12 protein-coding genes are annotated in these 16,566 nt (G+C 67.7%); 7 read left to right on the top strand and 5 right to left on the bottom strand.

The window, feature by feature from the left end:
• Positions 1-54: 54 nt before the first annotated feature.
• Positions 55-2,649 carry a M14 family zinc carboxypeptidase gene (locus tag N5J73_RS21785; RefSeq protein WP_049444909.1) on the bottom strand — a complete coding sequence of 865 codons (2,595 nt, stop codon included), beginning with the start codon at positions 2,647-2,649 and terminating at the stop codon, positions 55-57.
• Positions 2,650-2,723: 74 nt separating this feature from the next.
• Positions 2,724-5,363, bottom strand: a complete 2,640-nt coding sequence (locus tag N5J73_RS21790) for a TonB-dependent receptor (protein ID WP_049444906.1) — start codon at positions 5,361-5,363, stop codon at positions 2,724-2,726.
• A 193-nt stretch (positions 5,364-5,556) separates the two neighbouring features.
• On the opposite strand from N5J73_RS21790, the gene queD reads away from it, so the two are divergent.
• Positions 5,557-5,919, top strand: a complete 363-nt coding sequence (queD, locus tag N5J73_RS21795) for a 6-carboxytetrahydropterin synthase QueD (RefSeq protein WP_049444904.1) — start codon at positions 5,557-5,559, stop codon at positions 5,917-5,919.
• Between the two features lie 116 nt (positions 5,920-6,035).
• Complete coding sequence (locus N5J73_RS21800) at positions 6,036-6,383, top strand: phasin family protein (protein ID WP_049444902.1); 348 nt, start codon at positions 6,036-6,038, stop codon at positions 6,381-6,383.
• A gap of 447 nt (positions 6,384-6,830) precedes the next feature.
• On the opposite strand, the gene asnB is transcribed toward N5J73_RS21800, so the two are convergent.
• Positions 6,831-8,732 carry an asparagine synthase (glutamine-hydrolyzing) gene (asnB, locus tag N5J73_RS21805; protein ID WP_049444900.1) on the bottom strand — a complete coding sequence of 634 codons (1,902 nt, stop codon included), beginning with the start codon at positions 8,730-8,732 and terminating at the stop codon, positions 6,831-6,833.
• Between the two features lie 350 nt (positions 8,733-9,082).
• Here asnB and N5J73_RS21810 point away from each other — a divergent pair, with 350 nt between their 5' ends.
• Together N5J73_RS21810 and N5J73_RS21815 are read left to right on the top strand one after the other, a co-directional pair.
• On the top strand, positions 9,083-9,772 hold the full coding sequence (locus N5J73_RS21810; RefSeq protein ID WP_049444898.1) for a winged helix-turn-helix domain-containing protein: 690 nt from the start codon (positions 9,083-9,085) through the stop codon (positions 9,770-9,772).
• Complete coding sequence (locus N5J73_RS21815) at positions 9,769-11,115, top strand: ATP-binding protein (RefSeq protein WP_049444896.1); 1,347 nt, start codon at positions 9,769-9,771, stop codon at positions 11,113-11,115. The genes N5J73_RS21810 and N5J73_RS21815 overlap by 4 nt, the downstream gene beginning before the upstream one ends.
• Here N5J73_RS21815 and N5J73_RS21820 read toward each other — a convergent pair.
• Entirely contained in the window at positions 11,112-12,581 is a 1,470-nt protein-coding gene (locus N5J73_RS21820; protein ID WP_049444894.1) for a HAMP domain-containing sensor histidine kinase, read from the bottom strand. The two genes, N5J73_RS21815 and N5J73_RS21820, sit on opposite strands and share 4 nt — an antisense overlap.
• Positions 12,578-13,297 (bottom strand): response regulator transcription factor, encoded by a 720-nt coding sequence (locus tag N5J73_RS21825; RefSeq protein ID WP_049444891.1) that lies wholly within the window; start codon positions 13,295-13,297, stop codon positions 12,578-12,580. Before N5J73_RS21825 ends, N5J73_RS21820 begins: the two co-directional genes overlap by 4 nt.
• A gap of 144 nt (positions 13,298-13,441) precedes the next feature.
• Between N5J73_RS21825 and msrB the strand changes: the two genes are divergently transcribed.
• The 3 genes from msrB to msrA are packed head-to-tail and all read left to right on the top strand — an operon-like array spanning position 13,442 to position 16,538.
• Entirely contained in the window at positions 13,442-14,014 is a 573-nt protein-coding gene (msrB, locus tag N5J73_RS21830) for a peptide-methionine (R)-S-oxide reductase MsrB (RefSeq protein WP_049444889.1), read from the top strand.
• A gap of 2 nt (positions 14,015-14,016) precedes the next feature.
• Complete coding sequence (locus N5J73_RS21835; protein ID WP_049444887.1) at positions 14,017-15,786, top strand: cytochrome c biogenesis protein CcdA; 1,770 nt, start codon at positions 14,017-14,019, stop codon at positions 15,784-15,786.
• Between the two features lie 14 nt (positions 15,787-15,800).
• Positions 15,801-16,538: a peptide-methionine (S)-S-oxide reductase MsrA gene (msrA, locus tag N5J73_RS21840; RefSeq protein ID WP_049444885.1), complete on the top strand. Its 738-nt coding sequence runs from the start codon at positions 15,801-15,803 to the stop codon at positions 16,536-16,538.
• Positions 16,539-16,566 lie beyond the last annotated feature (28 nt).

Here is a 16,566-nt window from a genome sequence, read left to right on the forward strand (position 1 = left end):
CCTGCGCAGCCCGCCCGGCCTCCCCCACACGCATCAATCAAGGCGCGCAAACCCTCAACCCCGCGCCTTGCTCGGATTCACCAGATTCCCGAAGAAGATCGCGTTGATCAGCAGCCGGTCCGTCCCGTGCCAGTACTTGCGGTGCGCCGGATCATCGGCAAACAGCACAACGTTGCCCTGCCCCTGCGCCGACACCAGCAACCATGCACTGCCCGCCACCCGCGTACGGTTGCGCTCGGACAGGTAACCATTCACCCGCGGTGGCGTATCAATGCGCACCACCGTCGAGAACGGATTCGTGCTCGGCTGCAGCGTCACCGTGTTCTCCTTGTTGATCGCCAGCTGCCGGCGCGGCACGCCGAATGCCAGCGGATGGCTGGTATCAACATCGGCACTGAGGATGTTGCCGCTCACCCGCTCGATCGCGGCGATGTCGCGCTGGTCGCCGAACGCGCGGCGGCTTTCGTCAGCAGTCTCTTCTTCCTTGCTGAGCTTTTCGCCGTCGGCCAGCTTCTGTTCGATCGCCCACTTCGAGGCACTGCCGTAGGTCACCAGCGAACCACCGGCCTGCACCCAGCGCTTCAGTGCAGCCACTGCCGTGGCATCGACGCCCGTATAGGTACCGCCGGACAACACAATCGTGGTGTAGCGGTCCAGCGGCACCTTGCCCAGCTGCTGCGGGTCCAGCTTGCTGGCCGGCAGGTGCAGCTGCTGGTCGAGCAGGAACCACGCCGATCCGATCTCGGTGGCGGCCACGCCCTCGCCCATCACCAGCGCGACCGCAGGCTTGCGCAGCGCTTTCACGCCGTCACTGCCGAGGTCGATGCCTTCGCGGCTGCGGCCGCTGGACAGCGCGTGTACCTGTACGCCCGCCTCGCGCGCGGCGGACGTCACTGCCTCAAGCAGCGCCGCACCCTGCAGCGACTGCCCGGCAACCGGAACGACCAGGCTGCCGGCGGCGAAGCTGATGTCGCCCTGCGCGGTCGCGGTGGTGAACGGCTGGAATGCCGCGCGCGCATTCACGCCCTTGCCCTGCAGCGCGGCCAGCGCGCGCCCGGCGTTGTAGTCGCGCCAGTCGATGGCGTAGGCGAATCCGGCCTCGCCGCCCAGCACCGCGCCCTGCTCCGCAGGCAGCGCGGTCACACGCGCACCGCCGTCGATGCGGCTGCGGCTGCCCGCAAAGGCCACGCCGTAGGCCGGTGCGATTGCATAGCTGGTGCTGCCGTAGAACACATCACCCTTGATCGGCGGCGTCTCGGCAAAGATCGAATGCACCAGGCGGAACTGCGCCTGCTGCACCGGCACCACGTAGGCGCTGCCGGCATCGAAGCGCTGCCCATCGACAGTGACGGCATGATCCAGCGCGCGCACCTCGATGCGATGCAGCAGCAGCAGTTCCAGCAGGCGACGGGTCAAGGCCGGGTCATGCGCATCGCCGAACACGAAACTCTTCACCGGCTGCTGCGCGGCCTGCTTCAGCGCGCCCTGGAAGAACTGCTTCTGCAGGTCGAACAGGCCGCTGCGCTCGGTCACCGCGCCACGCACCGTGCCCAGCCCGGTTGCGACCTGGTTGCGGATGGTGAACGGGAAGGTCAGCAGGCCATTCACCGATTCCTGCACGCGGCCGCGCGAGCTGGCCTGCTCGACGGTAACGCCGACGGCGCCATGGAAGTCCGGATAGGTGGAACCGTACACCGGCGAGAAATTGTCGAAATTCTCGCCCGTGTAGTACAGCGAACCCAAGGCATCCAGCGCCTGCGCGTGGTACCTGGCGAGGGTCTTGTTGAATTCATACGACGCCGCCGGAATCAGCGGGCTGTGCATGCTCTTCGGCGAGGGCTCGAAGTAGTAGGTGCTGTCCTTGCCCATCTCGTGGAAGTCGATCTGCACGTTCGGGTACCACTGGTGGAACACCTCCACCTTCGGCCGTGAGTCCTGCTGGGTCAGGGCCAGCCAGTCGCGGTTGAGATCGGTGAAGTAGTGGTTGGTGCGCCCTTGCGGGAACGGCTCGACGTGCTCCTTGTCGGCCGGGTCGGCAGAGGCTGGATCGGAGGCCCAGGCGTTGTGCCAGTTGGCGGCGCGATCGCGGCCATCCGGATTCTGTGCCGGGTCGAACAGCACCACCGCCTGCTGCAGCCACTGCTGGGTTTCGGCACTGCGGTTGGCCACCAGGTAGTACGCCGTCAGCATTGCCGCCTCGGCACTGGAGGTCTCGTTCCCATGCACGCTGTAGCCCAGCCACACCACCACCGGGCTGTCACCGGCGGCGCTGCGCGGCTGCGCCGGATCGGCCAGGGTCGCGTGCTGCTGGCGGATCTGCTCCAGCCGCGCATGATTGCCTGCAGCGGTGACGGTGGCGATCAACAGCGGGCGACCTTCATAGCTGCGGCCGATCTCGCGCACGCTGATCTTGTCCGAGCGTTTCGCCAATTCCTGGAAATACGCCACCAGCTGGTCGTGCCGGGTGTAACGGCTGCCGATCGGGTAGCCGAGGAACTGCTCCGGCGTCGGCACCGCTGCATCGAACGCCACTGCGTCGGTGACCTGCGGGAAGAAATACGCGCTCTGTGCCTGCGCCGGCTGCGGCGAGGACAGTGCGGTGGCGGCGGCAAGCAGCAGCGGAAGAACGGCACGGCGATGCAAGGACACGGTGACTCCCCTGGAACACAACGGCAGACGATCGCGCGGCCGGTCCCCTCAGGTGACCGGCCGCGGCGGATGGATCAGAAGCGGTAATCGAAGCCCAGCGTGAAGTAGCGGCCACGCAGGTCGTACTGGCTGAAGTCGTACGGCGCGCGGATGCCCGGGAACGAGGCGTCGTACGGCGGCGTCTTGTCGGCCAGGTTCTGCACCTTGGCATACACGGTCAGCTTGTCGATGCCGGTGTAGGCCAGGTACAGGTCGTACTGGCTGTAGCTACCGACGCGCTGCTGCACGGCCTTGGCGGCGGTGCTGGCTTCCTGGCGGTAGCTGCTGGTGTAGTACCAGGTCACGGCTGCGTTGAAATCACCGTACTTCCAGTCCAGCGTGGTGGTGGCCTTGTCCTTGGGCAGGGTCGCGCCCAGGTTGCTGCCGGCGTAATCCACCAGCGGGCCGCCGACCACGGTCGGGCGGCGGTAGTCGCGCACGTGGGTGTAGGCCGAGGACACGGTGAAGTCACCCAGTGCTGCGGTCGGGATGCGCTGGCGCAGCTCGACGTCGATGCCCGAGGTCTTCAGCTCGCTCAGGTTCTGGTAGCGGTTGTAGACCGCCTGCAGCTTGCCGCGCTCATCGCGCTGCACCGCACCGGCCACGTTGTCGTTGACCAGGGTCTGGGTGTTGTTGGTGCCGACCAGGTTGTCGAGCTGGATGCGGTAGTAGTCCACGCTCAGGTTGGTGTTGGCCCACGGCGACAGCACCACGCCGAAGTTCACGCTCTTGGTGCGCTCGGGCTTCAGCGCGTTGTTGCCGACGGTGAAGAAGGTGGGATTCTGCCGCGAACCCGGCACGTCCGGATCACGCGGATCGACCACGCTGCCGTAGGCGATGCTGGTGCTGTTGGAGTTTTCCGAAAGCGACGGTGCGCGGAAGCCCTTCGACGCCGACGCTCGCACCAGCAGGAAATCCAGCGGCTGCCAACGCAGGCCGAGCTTCGGCGAGAACGCATCGCCGAAATCATCGTAGTGATCGGCGCGCGCGGCGGCGGACAGCTCCAGCGTCGAGGCCAGCGGCACGTTCACTTCGGCGTAGGCCGCACTGACCTGGCGTTTGCCGTGCACTTCGGCAATGGCCGGGCGCACCTGCAGGCCGGCATCGATCTGCCACGGGTTGTTGGAGTCGAGCTTCTCGCGGCGCCACTCGGCACCGGCAGCGAAACCGATCTCGCCGGCCCAGGTATGGCCGAGGCTGCCGGAGATCTTCGCGTCGATGCCCTGCAGCTTGGACTCGGCCGGACGCAGCGTGGCGATGTTGATCGAGTCACGCACCGACTGCGGCGTGGCCGCCGGATTCAGCAGGTTGTAACTGCCGGTGGCCAGCGCATCGGCCAGTGCCCAGCGATTAGCGAAGCCACCGGAGACGCTCTCGCGTTCGCTGCTGCGCGCACCGAATGCAGCCACTTCCCAGTCCCAGTGGGCGGTGGTGCCACGCAGGCCGAATACGCCGCGATAGGCCGTGGATCGGTTGGTCTTGATCGTGCCGCCCAGGTCGAAGAAGGTGTACTCGATCGGGATCGCACGACCGTACGGGTTGTAAGGATTGCTGGCCGGCAGCAGCGACGACACCGGCTCGGCCAGGCCGCTGTTGGCGTTCAGTGCGAAGCGGCCGCTCTCCAGGGTGAAGAACGGGCTGCTGCCGAACCACGCGGCGCTCTTGATCTGGCTGTACAGCACTTCGCCGAAGGCCTCGACGTTGTCGTTCAGGCGGAAGGTACCGTTGGCGTAGGCATGGTAGCGCTTGGTCGAGGGGATCAGCGTGGTGAACGGTGCCTGGTTGAAGCCGCAGGTGTCGCCGGCCAGGCCATCGATCGGCGCGCTGGCCACGCGGGTGGTGCCGGTCGGGCAGTTACCGTTGGCATCGAGCATCGGCACCGAGATGCCGTTGACCAGGTAGCGCGCGCCCTTGGCCGACCAGCCGTTCCAGCGGCCACCCGGCTTGTCGGTGTAGATGCCGCTCCTGGTCAGGTTGCGCTCGTCCTGGTCCAGGCGCTCGCGGTTGTACCCCTGCAGGCTGAAGAGGATGTTGTAGCCATCGGTGTCGAGATCACCGAGGCCGCCGACGAACTTCAGGTTCTGCTCGTGCAGGCCGCCCTGGTCGGCACCGCCGAAGCTGCCGCCGATCTCGGCGCCTTCGAAGTTCTGCCGGGTGATGATGTTGACCACGCCGGCCACGGCGTCGGAGCCGTACACCGCCGAGGCACCGTCCTTGAGCACCTCAATGCGCTCGACCGCGACCAGCGGCAGCGCGTTGAGATCGACGAAGGTGTCGGACAGGCCGCCGGCCGGGAAGCCGTAGTTGGCCAGGCGGCGGCCGTTGAGCAGCACCAGCGTGTTTTTCTGCGACAGGCCACGCAGGCCGATGCCGGCCGAGCCGGAGGCCCAGCCGTTGTTGGTGGTTTCGTTGCTGGCGTTGCCGGTGTTGGCCGAGATCGAACGCAGCACATCGGCCACGGTGGCCTTGCCGGTCTGTTCCAACTGCTGGCGGCCGATCACCTGCACCGGGTTGGAGGCCTCGGTATCGGTGCGCTTGATGTTGGAACCGGTGACGCGCACGGCGGCCAGGGTGCTGGCGTCGCCACTGGCGTCGGCGGAGGTTTCGGCGGCGGCGGACAAAGGCGCGGCCAGAGCGACGGCCAGGGCCGCCACGAGCAGGGTGTGCTTGGGCATGACGATGTGGGGGGAGGTGGTAAGGGCGACGAAGTTCCGCAGTAGTCCATGCCTGGCCGGGGTTCGGCCAATAACATCTCTTCATACGGATATAAGAGAAATTATCATCTCTTCATCCGGATGGAAAGACTTAATTCACAAAAGCCCAACATCCGCTCAGGCCGGCCGGCCACCTGCGGCGTACAATCGCGCCATGGAAATCTTCAAAGTCTTCATGCTCGAGGCGGCGCACCGCCTCCCCAACGTGCCGCCGGGGCACAAGTGCGCGCGCCTGCACGGCCACTCGTTCCGGGTGGAACTGAAGGTCGAGGGCGAGCCCGGTGCGCAGACCGGCTGGATCATGGACTTCGGCGACGTGAAGGCAGCCTTCCAGCCGATCTACGACCGCCTGGACCATCACTACCTCAATGACATCCCCGGCCTGGAGAACCCGACCAGCGAGAACCTGGCGGTGTGGATCTGGAACGAACTCAAGCCCAGCCTGCCGGCGCTGAGCGAGATCACCGTGCACGAAACCTGCACCTCCGGTTGCCGTTACCGCGGCCCGGCGGCCTGATCAACCCATTGATCTGAAAGGTGTTTCAAAGGCGCCGTGGGCGCCTTTGTTATTTTTGTTGCATTGCCGCATCAACGGCGTATGCTGCATTGCATCAAGTCACTCCCTGATGCCCCATGGCCGCCGCCTTCAGCGATCGCTTCAGTGATGCCACCCGCCAGTTCGCCGCCGCGGCAACGCGTGCGAACCGGTTGGCATTGGAGAACGCGGAAAGCATGTTCGGCGTGCAGCTGAAGGTGATGGAGCGCAACCTGACCGCGACCGGCGGCTGGCTGGGCGAACTGGCCCGCAGCGACGACGCGGCCGGGATGCTCAACAAGGGCGCACAGCTGTGGCAGGACAACCTGCAGCGGCTGGGTCAGGCCCAGCAGGACGTGGTCGGTCTCGGCCTGGTGGCCGGCAAGGCGTGGTCCGAACTGGTGCAGGGCTACAACGAATCAACGGCGGACGCGAACAACCACTGACGCGACGCAACGCTCATTGCGTGGGTCCCTCCCCCCACGCAATCCGGACCCGGCAGATCCCTCCCTCTGCCGGGTCTTTTTTTGTCTGGCGTCCGGATACCGAAGTGCGTCTTCGTCCGACGTCTCTGCAGGCTGGAGGGCCCCGCCGGGGCGGGCAGGGGCCTGGACAAATGTCCCCCGGCGCCGGCCCTTGGCCGTCACCTCCTCCTTTACTTTGCCCAGACCCCTGCCTGCCCCGACGAGGCTCGGCTTACGGCAGGTAAAGCGCAGCGCTCGTGGCGCCTTTCAACGAGGCGCCGACGAACTCCGAACGCAGGGCGGATGCCCTTGCGTACGAAGTAAAGGGGGAGGTGACGGCCAACGGCCGGCGCCGGAGGACATTCGTACGCAAGGGCATCCGCCCTGCGCCACGCTGATTCAGTCCGCTGCACGCAATGCAGAAACGGCTCAACGCCCGCGATTGACGTGCCAGTGCTGGTGCCACGCCTGGAACATCAACACATTCCACAGGTGCGTGTGCCACTTGCGCTCACCCCGCAGGAACGCTTCCCAGATGCCGCGCACGCGTGCCGCATCGAAGCAGCCCTGGTTGCGCAGCAGCTGCGGGTCCAGCAGCGCCTCGGCCCAATCGCGCAGCGGGCCGGCCAGCCAGCGTGCCATCGGCGGGCCGAAACCGCGTTTGGGCCGGTACACCAGCGGCTCCGGCAGATAGCGTGCCAGCAGGTGCTTGAGAATGCGCTTGTGCTCACCGTCGTGATACTTCAGGTGCTGCGGCAGCCGCCAGGCCAAGCGCACCACTTCCATGTCCAACAGCGGCGCACGGGTTTCCACCCCGGCCGCCATGCCGGCACGGTCGACCTTGGCGAGGATGCCCTCAGCCAGATCCATACGGAAATCCAGCAGCTGGATGCGGGCTTCGGCCGGCAGCGCCGTGTCCTGCTGCTGGAAGATCGTCATCGGCTCGCGCGCGCCCAGCACCACCTGTGCCGGCTGCCGCCAGCGCGTCACGCGCTGCAGGTAGTGACCTTCCACGTCATTGGCGGCGACCTCGGCCACCAACGCACGCCAGCCGCCCAGGCGGCCACGCTCGACGTTCATGCGGTTGCCGCTGCGCCGCGCCAGATCGCGCACCCAGTCCGGCAGGCCACCGCACAGGCGCGCATTGCGCAGCGCGCGGCCATAGCTCGGGTGGCCGAAGAACAGTTCATCGCCACCGTCGCCGGTGAGCGCCACCGGCTTGCGCGCGCCCAGCAGTTCACTGGCCAGCAGGGTCGGCAGCTGCGAAGCATCGGCGAACGGCTCGCACCAGACCTGCGGCAGCCGCTGCAGCAGATCCAGGCCCTGGCGCGCGTCCATCCGGTGCAGATGGTGCTGCACGCCCAGATGCCGCGCGACCTGCGAGGCCCAATCGCTCTCGTCATGGCCGGGATCGTCGAAACCGACCGTCCAGGCCTCGATCGGCAGGGTCGATTGCGCCTGCATCATCGCCGTCACCAGCGACGAGTCGGTGCCGCCGGACAGGAACGCGCCACAGGCCAATGGCGAGTGCATGCGTGAAGCGATGGCCTTCTGCAGTACGGCTTCCAGCTGGTCTGTGGCCTGCTCAAGGCTCGGCGCCGGCAGCAGTGGTTCCTGTAATGCGCTCTGCATCGCATCGCGTGCGCACCAGTAGCGCGCCCCCCCCTGCGCGGCCTGGCTGGAGTAACCCGCAGCATGGTCGCTGAGATCGATGCGCAGCACCGCGCCGGCCACCAGCTTGTGGATGCCCCGGTAGATGGTGTGCGGCGCCGGCACATAGTCGTGGCGCAGCAGCAGGCTCAGCGCATCCTGGTCGATGCTCGGGGCGAAACCGGCAAAGGCCTGGAGTGCCTTCATTTCCGAGGCGAACAGGAACCGGCCCTGGTACCAGCCGTAGTACAGCGGCCGCTCGCCGACCGGGTCACGGGCCAGCCACAGCGCGCGCGACTCCCGATCCCAGACACTGAAGCCAAATGCTCCCTCGATGCGCGACAGCGTCCGCTCCACGCCCCATTCAACAATCGCCTGCAGCAGCAGCCGCGCATCGCTGCAGCTGCGTGGCAGATCGCGCAGCTGCGACTGCAGGTCGGCCCGGTTGTACAACCGGCCATCCAGGCACAGCACGTAACGGCCACAGTCCGAACTCAGGGGCTGCAACGGCGTATCGGTTGGCGCCCGACAGTGGCCCAGCGCCAGGCCGGCCTCGGCGTCGGTCCAGTAGCCGATGCGCCCCCGGCCGCGCTGCTGCAGGGCGCGCAGCATTGGCGCCAGCTGCTGCAGCAGGTGTTCGTCCTCGGCGGGCGGCAGCCAGGCCCCGACCACGCCGCTCATCGGGCACCTCCGCAGCGGCAGCGGCGGGACGGGTTCAGCAGGCAGGCGGCGGCGGGCGACATGGGAGCGACACGCGGAGCGGAGGAGACTCCATGCTCGGCCCGCCCCCGGCCCTGCGTCAGTCGCTTTGCTGTCAGCGATGGTCACCGTGCGTATCACGAAGGTAACGTTTTGTAACAGCATCAGGCTATGCTGGACGCCAAGTTGTTGCCAGGCCTGAGGCCCGGCCCGTGCGCCAGCAACCCCGGCTGAATGGCGCCCGCCCCCGGGACCCGGGCGGCCCGAAGGCTGGGATAGCATCGCCGCGCTCGTGCCGTGGCGGTACGTTTGCGTCCACGGAGGCCTTGAAAATGCTGGATATCGTACTGGTCGAAGACGATGCCCGCCTGGGTACGATGGTCAGTGACTATCTGCAGCGGCATGGTTACCAGGTCGCCCACGAGCGCAGCGGCGAGCGTGCGGTGACCCGGATCCTGGCTGAGAAGCCGGCCCTGGTCCTGCTGGATGTTGGTCTGCCGGACCAGGACGGTTTCGAAGTGTGTCGACAGATCCGGCCCCACTACGACGGCATCATCTGTGTGCTGACTGCCCGCACCGACAACATCGACCAGGTGCTGGGACTGGAGCTGGGGGCCGACGATTACATCGGCAAACCCATCGAGCCGCGGGTGCTGCTGGCCCGCCTGCGTGCGCACCTGCGCCGCCATCGCCGGGTCGAACCGCGCGACGGCAGCCTGCGATTCGGCGAGCTGAGCATCGACCCTTCCACCCGCAACGTCCACCTGCAGGGCAGCCTGCTGGAGCTGACCACGGCCGAGTTCGACCTGCTGTTCCTGCTGGCCAGCAACGCCGGCCAGATCCTGGACCGCGATGCACTGTTGCGCGGCCTGCGTGGCATCGCCTTCGACGGCCTGGACCGTTCGATCGATGCACGCATCTCGCGCCTGCGCCGCAAGCTGGGCGACAACCCTGAACAACCGGAGCGGATCAAGACCGTCCGTGGACGCGGCTATCTGTTCAGCCGCTCGGCATGGGGATGAAGCGCACGCCTTCGGCAATGCGCGGCCACGCCTTCCACTTTCTGCGCTACGGCATTGGCTTCCTGGTTGCTCACCTGCTGCTGATCGTGCTTGGCCTGTGGGCCTGGGATGCACTGCTGGAAGACCGCACCGAAGCCAGCCTGCTGGCCGAGATGCGCGGCACCCATGTGCTGCTGCAGCAACGCTTCGCGGAAACACCACGCGAGCAATGGCCCGCCCTGGCACGCGGGCTCGACGCTGACTTCGCCTACGCCCTGCGGATGGTGCCGCTGGCCGAGGCGGAGAAGGCGCTGTCGGCCAACCAGCGACCGCCGTTCAACAACGGCCGGGTGCAGATCGACCTGGAGCACATGCGCAGCCTGCAGCGGATCGGCGACAGCGACTACGCGGTGATGCTGGGGCCACTGGACGAAGCGCTGCCGGACGAGGGCTGGCAGGACAGCGAAGTGTCCGGCGTGGCGATCCTGCTGCTGATCCTGATGGTGGCAGTGGCACTGCCGATGTACGTGATGGTCTACCGCCTGTGGCGCGATGTCTCGCAGCTGGCCCAGGCCGCCCGGCAGATGCGCGACGGCCAGCTGGATACCCGCGCGCCGCGCGCCGGAACCGCGCTGGTGCGGCCGCTGGCCAATGCCTTCAATCACATGGCCGAGCAGCTGCAGCAGCTGCTGGAAAGCCAGCGCGTGCTGGCCCAGGCGGTGGCGCACGAAGTCCGCACGCCATTGGCGCGGATGCGCTTCGGCCTGGCCGACCTGGAGGACACCGCGCTCGACGATGTGCAGCGCGATGCGCTGGGCGGGCTGCGTACCGATGTCGATCGGCTGCAGCACCTCACCGATGCCGGTGTCGAGTACGCCGCGCTCGGCCGCTGTCACCAGCTGACCCGCCAGCGCCTGCAGCTGGCGGCACTGGTACGTGGCGTGGTGGCCCAGTTCGCACCGCTGCCGATGCCGGTACAGCAGGTGCTGTCGCCGGCAGGCCTGGTCAACGTCAACCGGCACATGCTGGAACTGGCGCTGCGCAACCTGCTCGGTAATGCCCTGCGCTACGCACGGCGGCAGATCCGTATCGCCAGCACGGTCAACGACGGCTGGCTGTGCCTGCAGGTGGAGGACGATGGCCCCGGCATCGCACCCGAATTGCGCGGTCAGGTGCTGCAACCCTATGTGCGGCTGGATCCGGGCAGCCCCGGGTTCGGCCTCGGCCTGGCACTGGTGCAGGTGGTGGCCGACAAGCATGGCGGCCACGTTGAAGTAACCGACTCCGAACTGGGCGGTGCCTGCATCCGCCTGCACCTGCCGCTGGAAAGCGGCGGTGCCGTGGAGAGCGAGACGACCTGCTAGACCGCGGGTTCGGCACGCGGCAAGGCAAACACGAACAACGCGCCGCGCTCGCTGTCGCGCAGTTCGATCCGGCGCCCGTGCAGCTGCACGATGCGCTGCACGATCAACAGGCCCAGCCCGCCGTTCTCGCCGCGCCGTGCTCCCAACGCAGCCGGTGCCTGGAACAACTGGTTTCGCAGCGCTGGCGCCACCCCGGGGCCGTCATCGGCCACGCTGACCTCCACGCTGTCGGGCGTCGCACGCAGGCGCACATCGATCCGGCCACCTTCCGGCGCATGCCGCAACGCGTTGTCGAGCAGGTTGGTCAGCACCCGCTCGACCAGGCCCAGGTCGGCCCGCACCAATGGCAGGCCCGGCGGGAACTCGGCGTGCAGGCGCTGGTTGCGCGCCTGCGCGGCCAGCTCGAACTTCTGCACTACGTCCTGCAGCAGTTCCGGCAGCGCGAACACTTCCCACTCCAGGCGCACTTCGCCATGTTCCAGCCGCGCCAGCTCGAACAGCGCACGCGCAAGCCGGCCAACCTTGGCGCTCTGCGCCAACGCGATACCGAGGTAGCGGCGGCGCTCATCCGGCGACAGCGTAGCGTCCTTCAACGCCAGCGTTTCCAGATAGCCGTGCAGCGACGACAATGGCGTGCGCAGGTCATGCGAGATGTTGGCCACCAGTTCGCGCCGCTGCAGGTCCTGCTGGCGCAACTGCTGCCATTGCTCACCCAGCCGCTGCGCCATCTGCGCGTGTGCGTGTTCCAGGATCACCAGTTCGTCGCGCTCACCTGGGCGCAGCGGCTCCGGCGGCGGCAGCGGCGTCGGCGCATCGATGTCGAAGGCCTGGATGCGCCGGGTCAGCCGCCGCAGTGGGCGGGTCACCCAATAGAACGCCACCAGCCCGGCCAGCAGGCCGAGCCCCCCCACCAGCACGACCGACCACAGCGTGGTGTTCCATTGGCTGCCGGCGGCGAGATCGTCGGCCAGCATCTGCCGGTGCTCGCCCACCAGCACCACGTACACATAGCCGGCCTGGCGGCCCTGCACGATCAACGGTGCGGCACTGAACACCTTGCGGCCGTCCGCGCTGCGCGGGTCATCGCCCAGGATCGGCAACGGCGCACCGGCCAGCAGGCGACGCAGTGGCGCCACGTCCACCCGGTTGCGCACCAGATGCCCACTGGGCGCATCGTGGCCGAGAATGCGGCCTTGGTCGTCCAGCAGGTAGACCTCGACGCTGGGATTGACCGCCATCAACTGGCCGAACAGCGCGCGCACCGCCGCATCACGCATGCCGCTGGTATCCATCAGCTCGCTGCGCTGGGCGATGTGCTCGGCCAGGCCCAGCGACAGCCGCTGCACCACCTCCTGCTCGTGGCGGGTATTGGCACGCATCTGCAGCGCCAGCAGTGCCATGCAGCACATCAGCATCAGCGCGGCGATCACCGCCGCCAGCTTCTGCCACAGGTTCGGTTTGATCATGTCGCCGCCCCGGCCGGGTCGACCAGCTTGTAGCCGCGCCCCCACACCGTCAGCAATCGCCGTGGATTGGCCGGGTCTGGCTCGATCTTGCTGCGCAGGCGGTTGATGTGGGTGTTGACCGTGTGTTCGTAGCCATCGTGCTGGTAGCCCCAGACCTGGTTGAGCAGTTCCATGCGCGCGAACACCTGGTCCGGATGACGGGCGAAGAACAGCAGCAGGTCGAACTCACGCGGGGTCAGTTCCAGCGCATTGCCGTTCACCGAGGCGGTGCGCGCCACCGGGTCCAGTTGCAGGCCGCCCAGTTCGATTGCGCCGGCGTCGATGCGTGCGCTCTGCGCCATCGCCTCGGCACGGCGCAGCAATGCGCGCACCCGTGCCACCAGTTCCGGCATCGAGAAGGGTTTTGCCAGGTAATCGTCCGCGCCCAGTTCCAGGCCGACGATGCGCTGGGTTTCGCTGCCACGCGCGCTGATGATGATGATCGGCACATAACGCGCCATCGCGCGTGCACGCTGGCAGACCTGCAGGCCGTCCACGCCGGGCAGCATCACGTCCAGCACCAGCGCATCCCACGGGCCGTCCTGCTCGAGCAGGCGCAGGCCGGCGTCGCCACTGGCGGCATGGGCGACGTCGTAGCCCTCATCGCCCAGATGCATGCGCAGCAGGTCGGCAATGTGGGCATCGTCTTCGACGATCAGCACGCGTTTGGTGGACATCGGCAGCTCGGGGCCAGTGGGGAGGCTGGCTGCATTGTGGCGCGGGATGGCTGCCGATACCTCACGAAAAATTGAATCCTGCGTGAGGATTCGTTGACCCGGGCAGGCGCAGCATGGCCCCGTCGCCCCTTCCCGGAGTCCGCCATGTCCCTGTCCCGCCGCCATCTGCTGGGCCTGGGCGGTGTTGCCACCGCCGCCGGCCTGCTCGGCCTGGGGGCCTGCAGCCGCGCCGCCCCGGCGGCCGCTGAAGCGCGCCCGCCGCGACAGTTCGAAGTCATGCACAGCGATGCGCAGTGGCGCCAGCAACTGACCCCGGCGCAGTACGCGGTGCTGCGCCAGCAGGCCACCGAGCGCCCATACAGCAGCCCGCTCAACAAGGAACACCGGCAGGGCACCTTCGCCTGCGCCGGCTGTGCGCTGCCGCTGTTCTCATCGTCCACCAAGTTCGAGAGCGGCACCGGCTGGCCCAGCTTCTGGGCGCCGCTGCACAACGCCATTGGCGAAGACCGCGACGTCACCTTCGGGATGCTGCGGGTAGAGGTGCACTGCCGCCGCTGCGGTGGCCACCTCGGCCATGTGTTCAACGACGGCCCGCGCCCGACCGGGCTGCGCTACTGCATGAACGGTGCGGCGATGGTGTTCGTTCCCGGCGCCACGGATGGCACCGCCGACGGCTGGCGGGTGCCGGTCGGTTCTTCTCCTGTTTCCGGAGCCTGACCATGCTGCTGTTGCTGCTTGCTTACCTGGGGGGCGCATTGACCCTGCTCAGCCCCTGCATCCTGCCGGTGCTGCCGTTCGTGTTCGCGCGTGCCGACCGTCCATTCCTGCGCAGCACGCTGCCGTTGCTGCTGGGCATGGCACTGACCTTCACCGTGGTCGCCAGCCTGGCCGCGGTGGGCAGCCAATGGGTGGCGCAGGCCAACCAGGTCGGACGCTGGATCGCCCTGCTGTTGATGGCGTTGTTCGCGGTCGCCCTGCTGTGGCCGCGACTGGCCGACCATCTTCTGGCGCCGTTCCAGCGCGTGGGTGCCCGCTTGAGCGCGCGTGCCGATGCGGCGGATGCCGCGGGGCACGGCGGCGCGTGGACCTCGCTGCTGATCGGCATCGCCACCGGCCTGCTGTGGGCACCCTGCGCCGGGCCAATCCTCGGCCTGGTGCTGACCGGTGCTGCCCTGCATGGCGCCAGCGTCGGTACCAGTGCGCTGCTGCTGGCGTATGCGCTGGGTGCGATCACCGCACTGGCGCTGGCGGTGTGGGTGGGCGGCCGCGTGTTCCGTGCGCTGCAGGCGCGGCTTGGCCTCGGCGATGTATTGCGCAAGGTGTTGGGTGTGGCGGCGCTGCTGGCCGTAGTGGCGATTGGCCTGGGATGGGATACCGGCCTGCTGACCCGCCTTTCGACGGTCAGCACTGCGCGCATCGAGCAGGGCTTACTGGACGCGGTGCCCGGTGCGCAGCCAGCGGCACCGCCGATGATGATGATGGCCGGTGCCAACGCCGCGGCCGATGCACCGTTGCCGGTGGAAGGCACCCTGCCCGCGCTGGACGGCGCCACCGGCTGGCTCAACAGCCCGCCGCTGACGAACCAGCAGCTGCGCGGCAAGGTAGTGCTGGTCGATTTCTGGACGTACTCCTGCATCAACTGCTTGCGTGCGATGCCGTTCGTGCACGAATGGGAACGTCGCTACCGCGACCATGGCCTGGTGGTGATCGGCGTACACACGCCAGAGTTCGCCTTCGAACGTGACCCGCGCAATGTGATGAAGGCCGTGCAGCAGCTGAAGGTCGAGTACCCGGTGGCGCTCGACAACCAGTACACGATCTGGCGCGCGTTCAACAACCGCTACTGGCCGGCGCAGTACTTCGTCGATGCGCAGGGCAACATCCGCGGGCACCAGTTCGGCGAAGGCAACTATGCGCGCTCGGAACAGATGATCCGTCGCCTGCTGACCGAAGCAGGCCAGACGAATCTGCCACCGCCGGCCGATCCGGCCGCCGCCGATCTGAAGGGCGTGGCCGCGCAGGCCGACATGGGCAATCTGCGCTCGCCGGAAACCTATCTGGGCCACGCCCGCGCCGAGCAGTTCGCCTCGCCCGGCGGGCAGCGCAGCGATACCGCGTTCGACTACACCATGCCGGCCACGCTCGCGTTGAACCAGTGGGGCCTGTCCGGACGCTGGACCGTCAGCGACGAGGACGCGCAGCTGCAGCAGGCCGGTGGCCGCATCGCCTTCCAGTTCCATGCGCGCGACCTGCATCTGGTGCTGGCGCCGGGCCAGGGTGGAAAGCCGGTGCGCTTCCGCGTGCTGTTGGACGGCAAGCCGCTGCCCGCCGCCGATGCCGGCAGCGATGTCGGTGCCGATGGCAGCGGTGTGGTCGACGAGCACCGCCTGTACCAGCTGATCCGACAGCGCGGCACGATCGGCCCGCACCGCTTCGAGATCGAATTCCTTGACGCGGGCGTGCAGGCCTACGCCTTCACCTTCGGTTGAACCGGGAGCACACGATGAAACTCTCCTTTGAACAAGGCATCGCCGCCGGTGTTGCAGGTCTGGTGGCCACGGCGTTGATCGCCGGTGTGCTGCTGGTCGAGCATGGCGCGGCCGCGGCGCCGGTCGAAGCCAGCGCGCAGACCCAGGCACTGCCGACACCCACCGGCGATGCGGCGTTCCGCGATGACGCGACCCACGCCAGCGTGGTGTTCGCCGGCGGTTGCTTCTGGGGCGTGCAGGGCGTGTTCCAACACGTCAAAGGCGTGAGCAATGCGGTGTCCGGCTACATCGGTGGCAGCGCTGCCAATGCCCGCTATGAGCGGGTCAGCAGCGGCCAGACCGGTCATGCCGAAGCGGTGAAGATCGACTACGACCCACGCCAGGTCAGCTACGGGCAGTTGATGCAGGTGTTCTTCTCGGTGGCGCACGACCCGACCCAGCTCAACCGCCAGGGGCCCGACCACGGCAGCCAGTACCGTTCGGCGATCTTCACTGATGACGCCCGCCAGCAGGCGGCCAGCCGCGCCTACATCGCCCAGCTCGGCCAGGCCGGCAGCTACCGCGCCCCGATCGTCACCCAGCTGGTCAGCGGCCAGCGCTTCCATCCGGCCGAGAGCTACCACCAGAACTACATGACGAACTACCCGCAGGCGGCCTACATCCGCTACTACGACGCACCGAAGCTGACCGCGCTGGGCAAGCAGTTCCCGGCGCTGTACCGGCGCGAGGCGGCGCTGGTGCCGATGCGGTAGCCGGCATTTCCCCTTGGGCTGGCCGACG

This window comes from Stenotrophomonas sp. GD03654 (genome assembly GCF_029845105.1).
Taxonomy (GTDB): Bacteria; Pseudomonadota; Gammaproteobacteria; order Xanthomonadales; family Xanthomonadaceae; genus Stenotrophomonas; species Stenotrophomonas africana.

Coding starts and splice junctions, on each gene's coding strand:
- N5J73_RS21790 (WP_049444906.1), bottom strand. CDS start 5,363: ATGCCCAAGCACACCCTGCTCGTGGCGGCCCTGGCCGTCGCTCTGGCC.
- N5J73_RS21815 (WP_049444896.1), top strand. CDS start 9,769: ATGAAGCGCACGCCTTCGGCAATGCGCGGCCACGCCTTCCACTTTCTG.
- asnB (WP_049444900.1), bottom strand. CDS start 8,732: ATGAGCGGCGTGGTCGGGGCCTGGCTGCCGCCCGCCGAGGACGAACAC.
- msrA (WP_049444885.1), top strand. CDS start 15,801: ATGAAACTCTCCTTTGAACAAGGCATCGCCGCCGGTGTTGCAGGTCTG.
- msrB (WP_049444889.1), top strand. CDS start 13,442: ATGTCCCTGTCCCGCCGCCATCTGCTGGGCCTGGGCGGTGTTGCCACC.
- N5J73_RS21825 (WP_049444891.1), bottom strand. CDS start 13,297: ATGTCCACCAAACGCGTGCTGATCGTCGAAGACGATGCCCACATTGCC.
- N5J73_RS21820 (WP_049444894.1), bottom strand. CDS start 12,581: ATGATCAAACCGAACCTGTGGCAGAAGCTGGCGGCGGTGATCGCCGCG.
- N5J73_RS21800 (WP_049444902.1), top strand. CDS start 6,036: ATGGCCGCCGCCTTCAGCGATCGCTTCAGTGATGCCACCCGCCAGTTC.
- queD (WP_049444904.1), top strand. CDS start 5,557: ATGGAAATCTTCAAAGTCTTCATGCTCGAGGCGGCGCACCGCCTCCCC.
- N5J73_RS21835 (WP_049444887.1), top strand. CDS start 14,017: ATGCTGCTGTTGCTGCTTGCTTACCTGGGGGGCGCATTGACCCTGCTC.
- N5J73_RS21810 (WP_049444898.1), top strand. CDS start 9,083: ATGCTGGATATCGTACTGGTCGAAGACGATGCCCGCCTGGGTACGATG.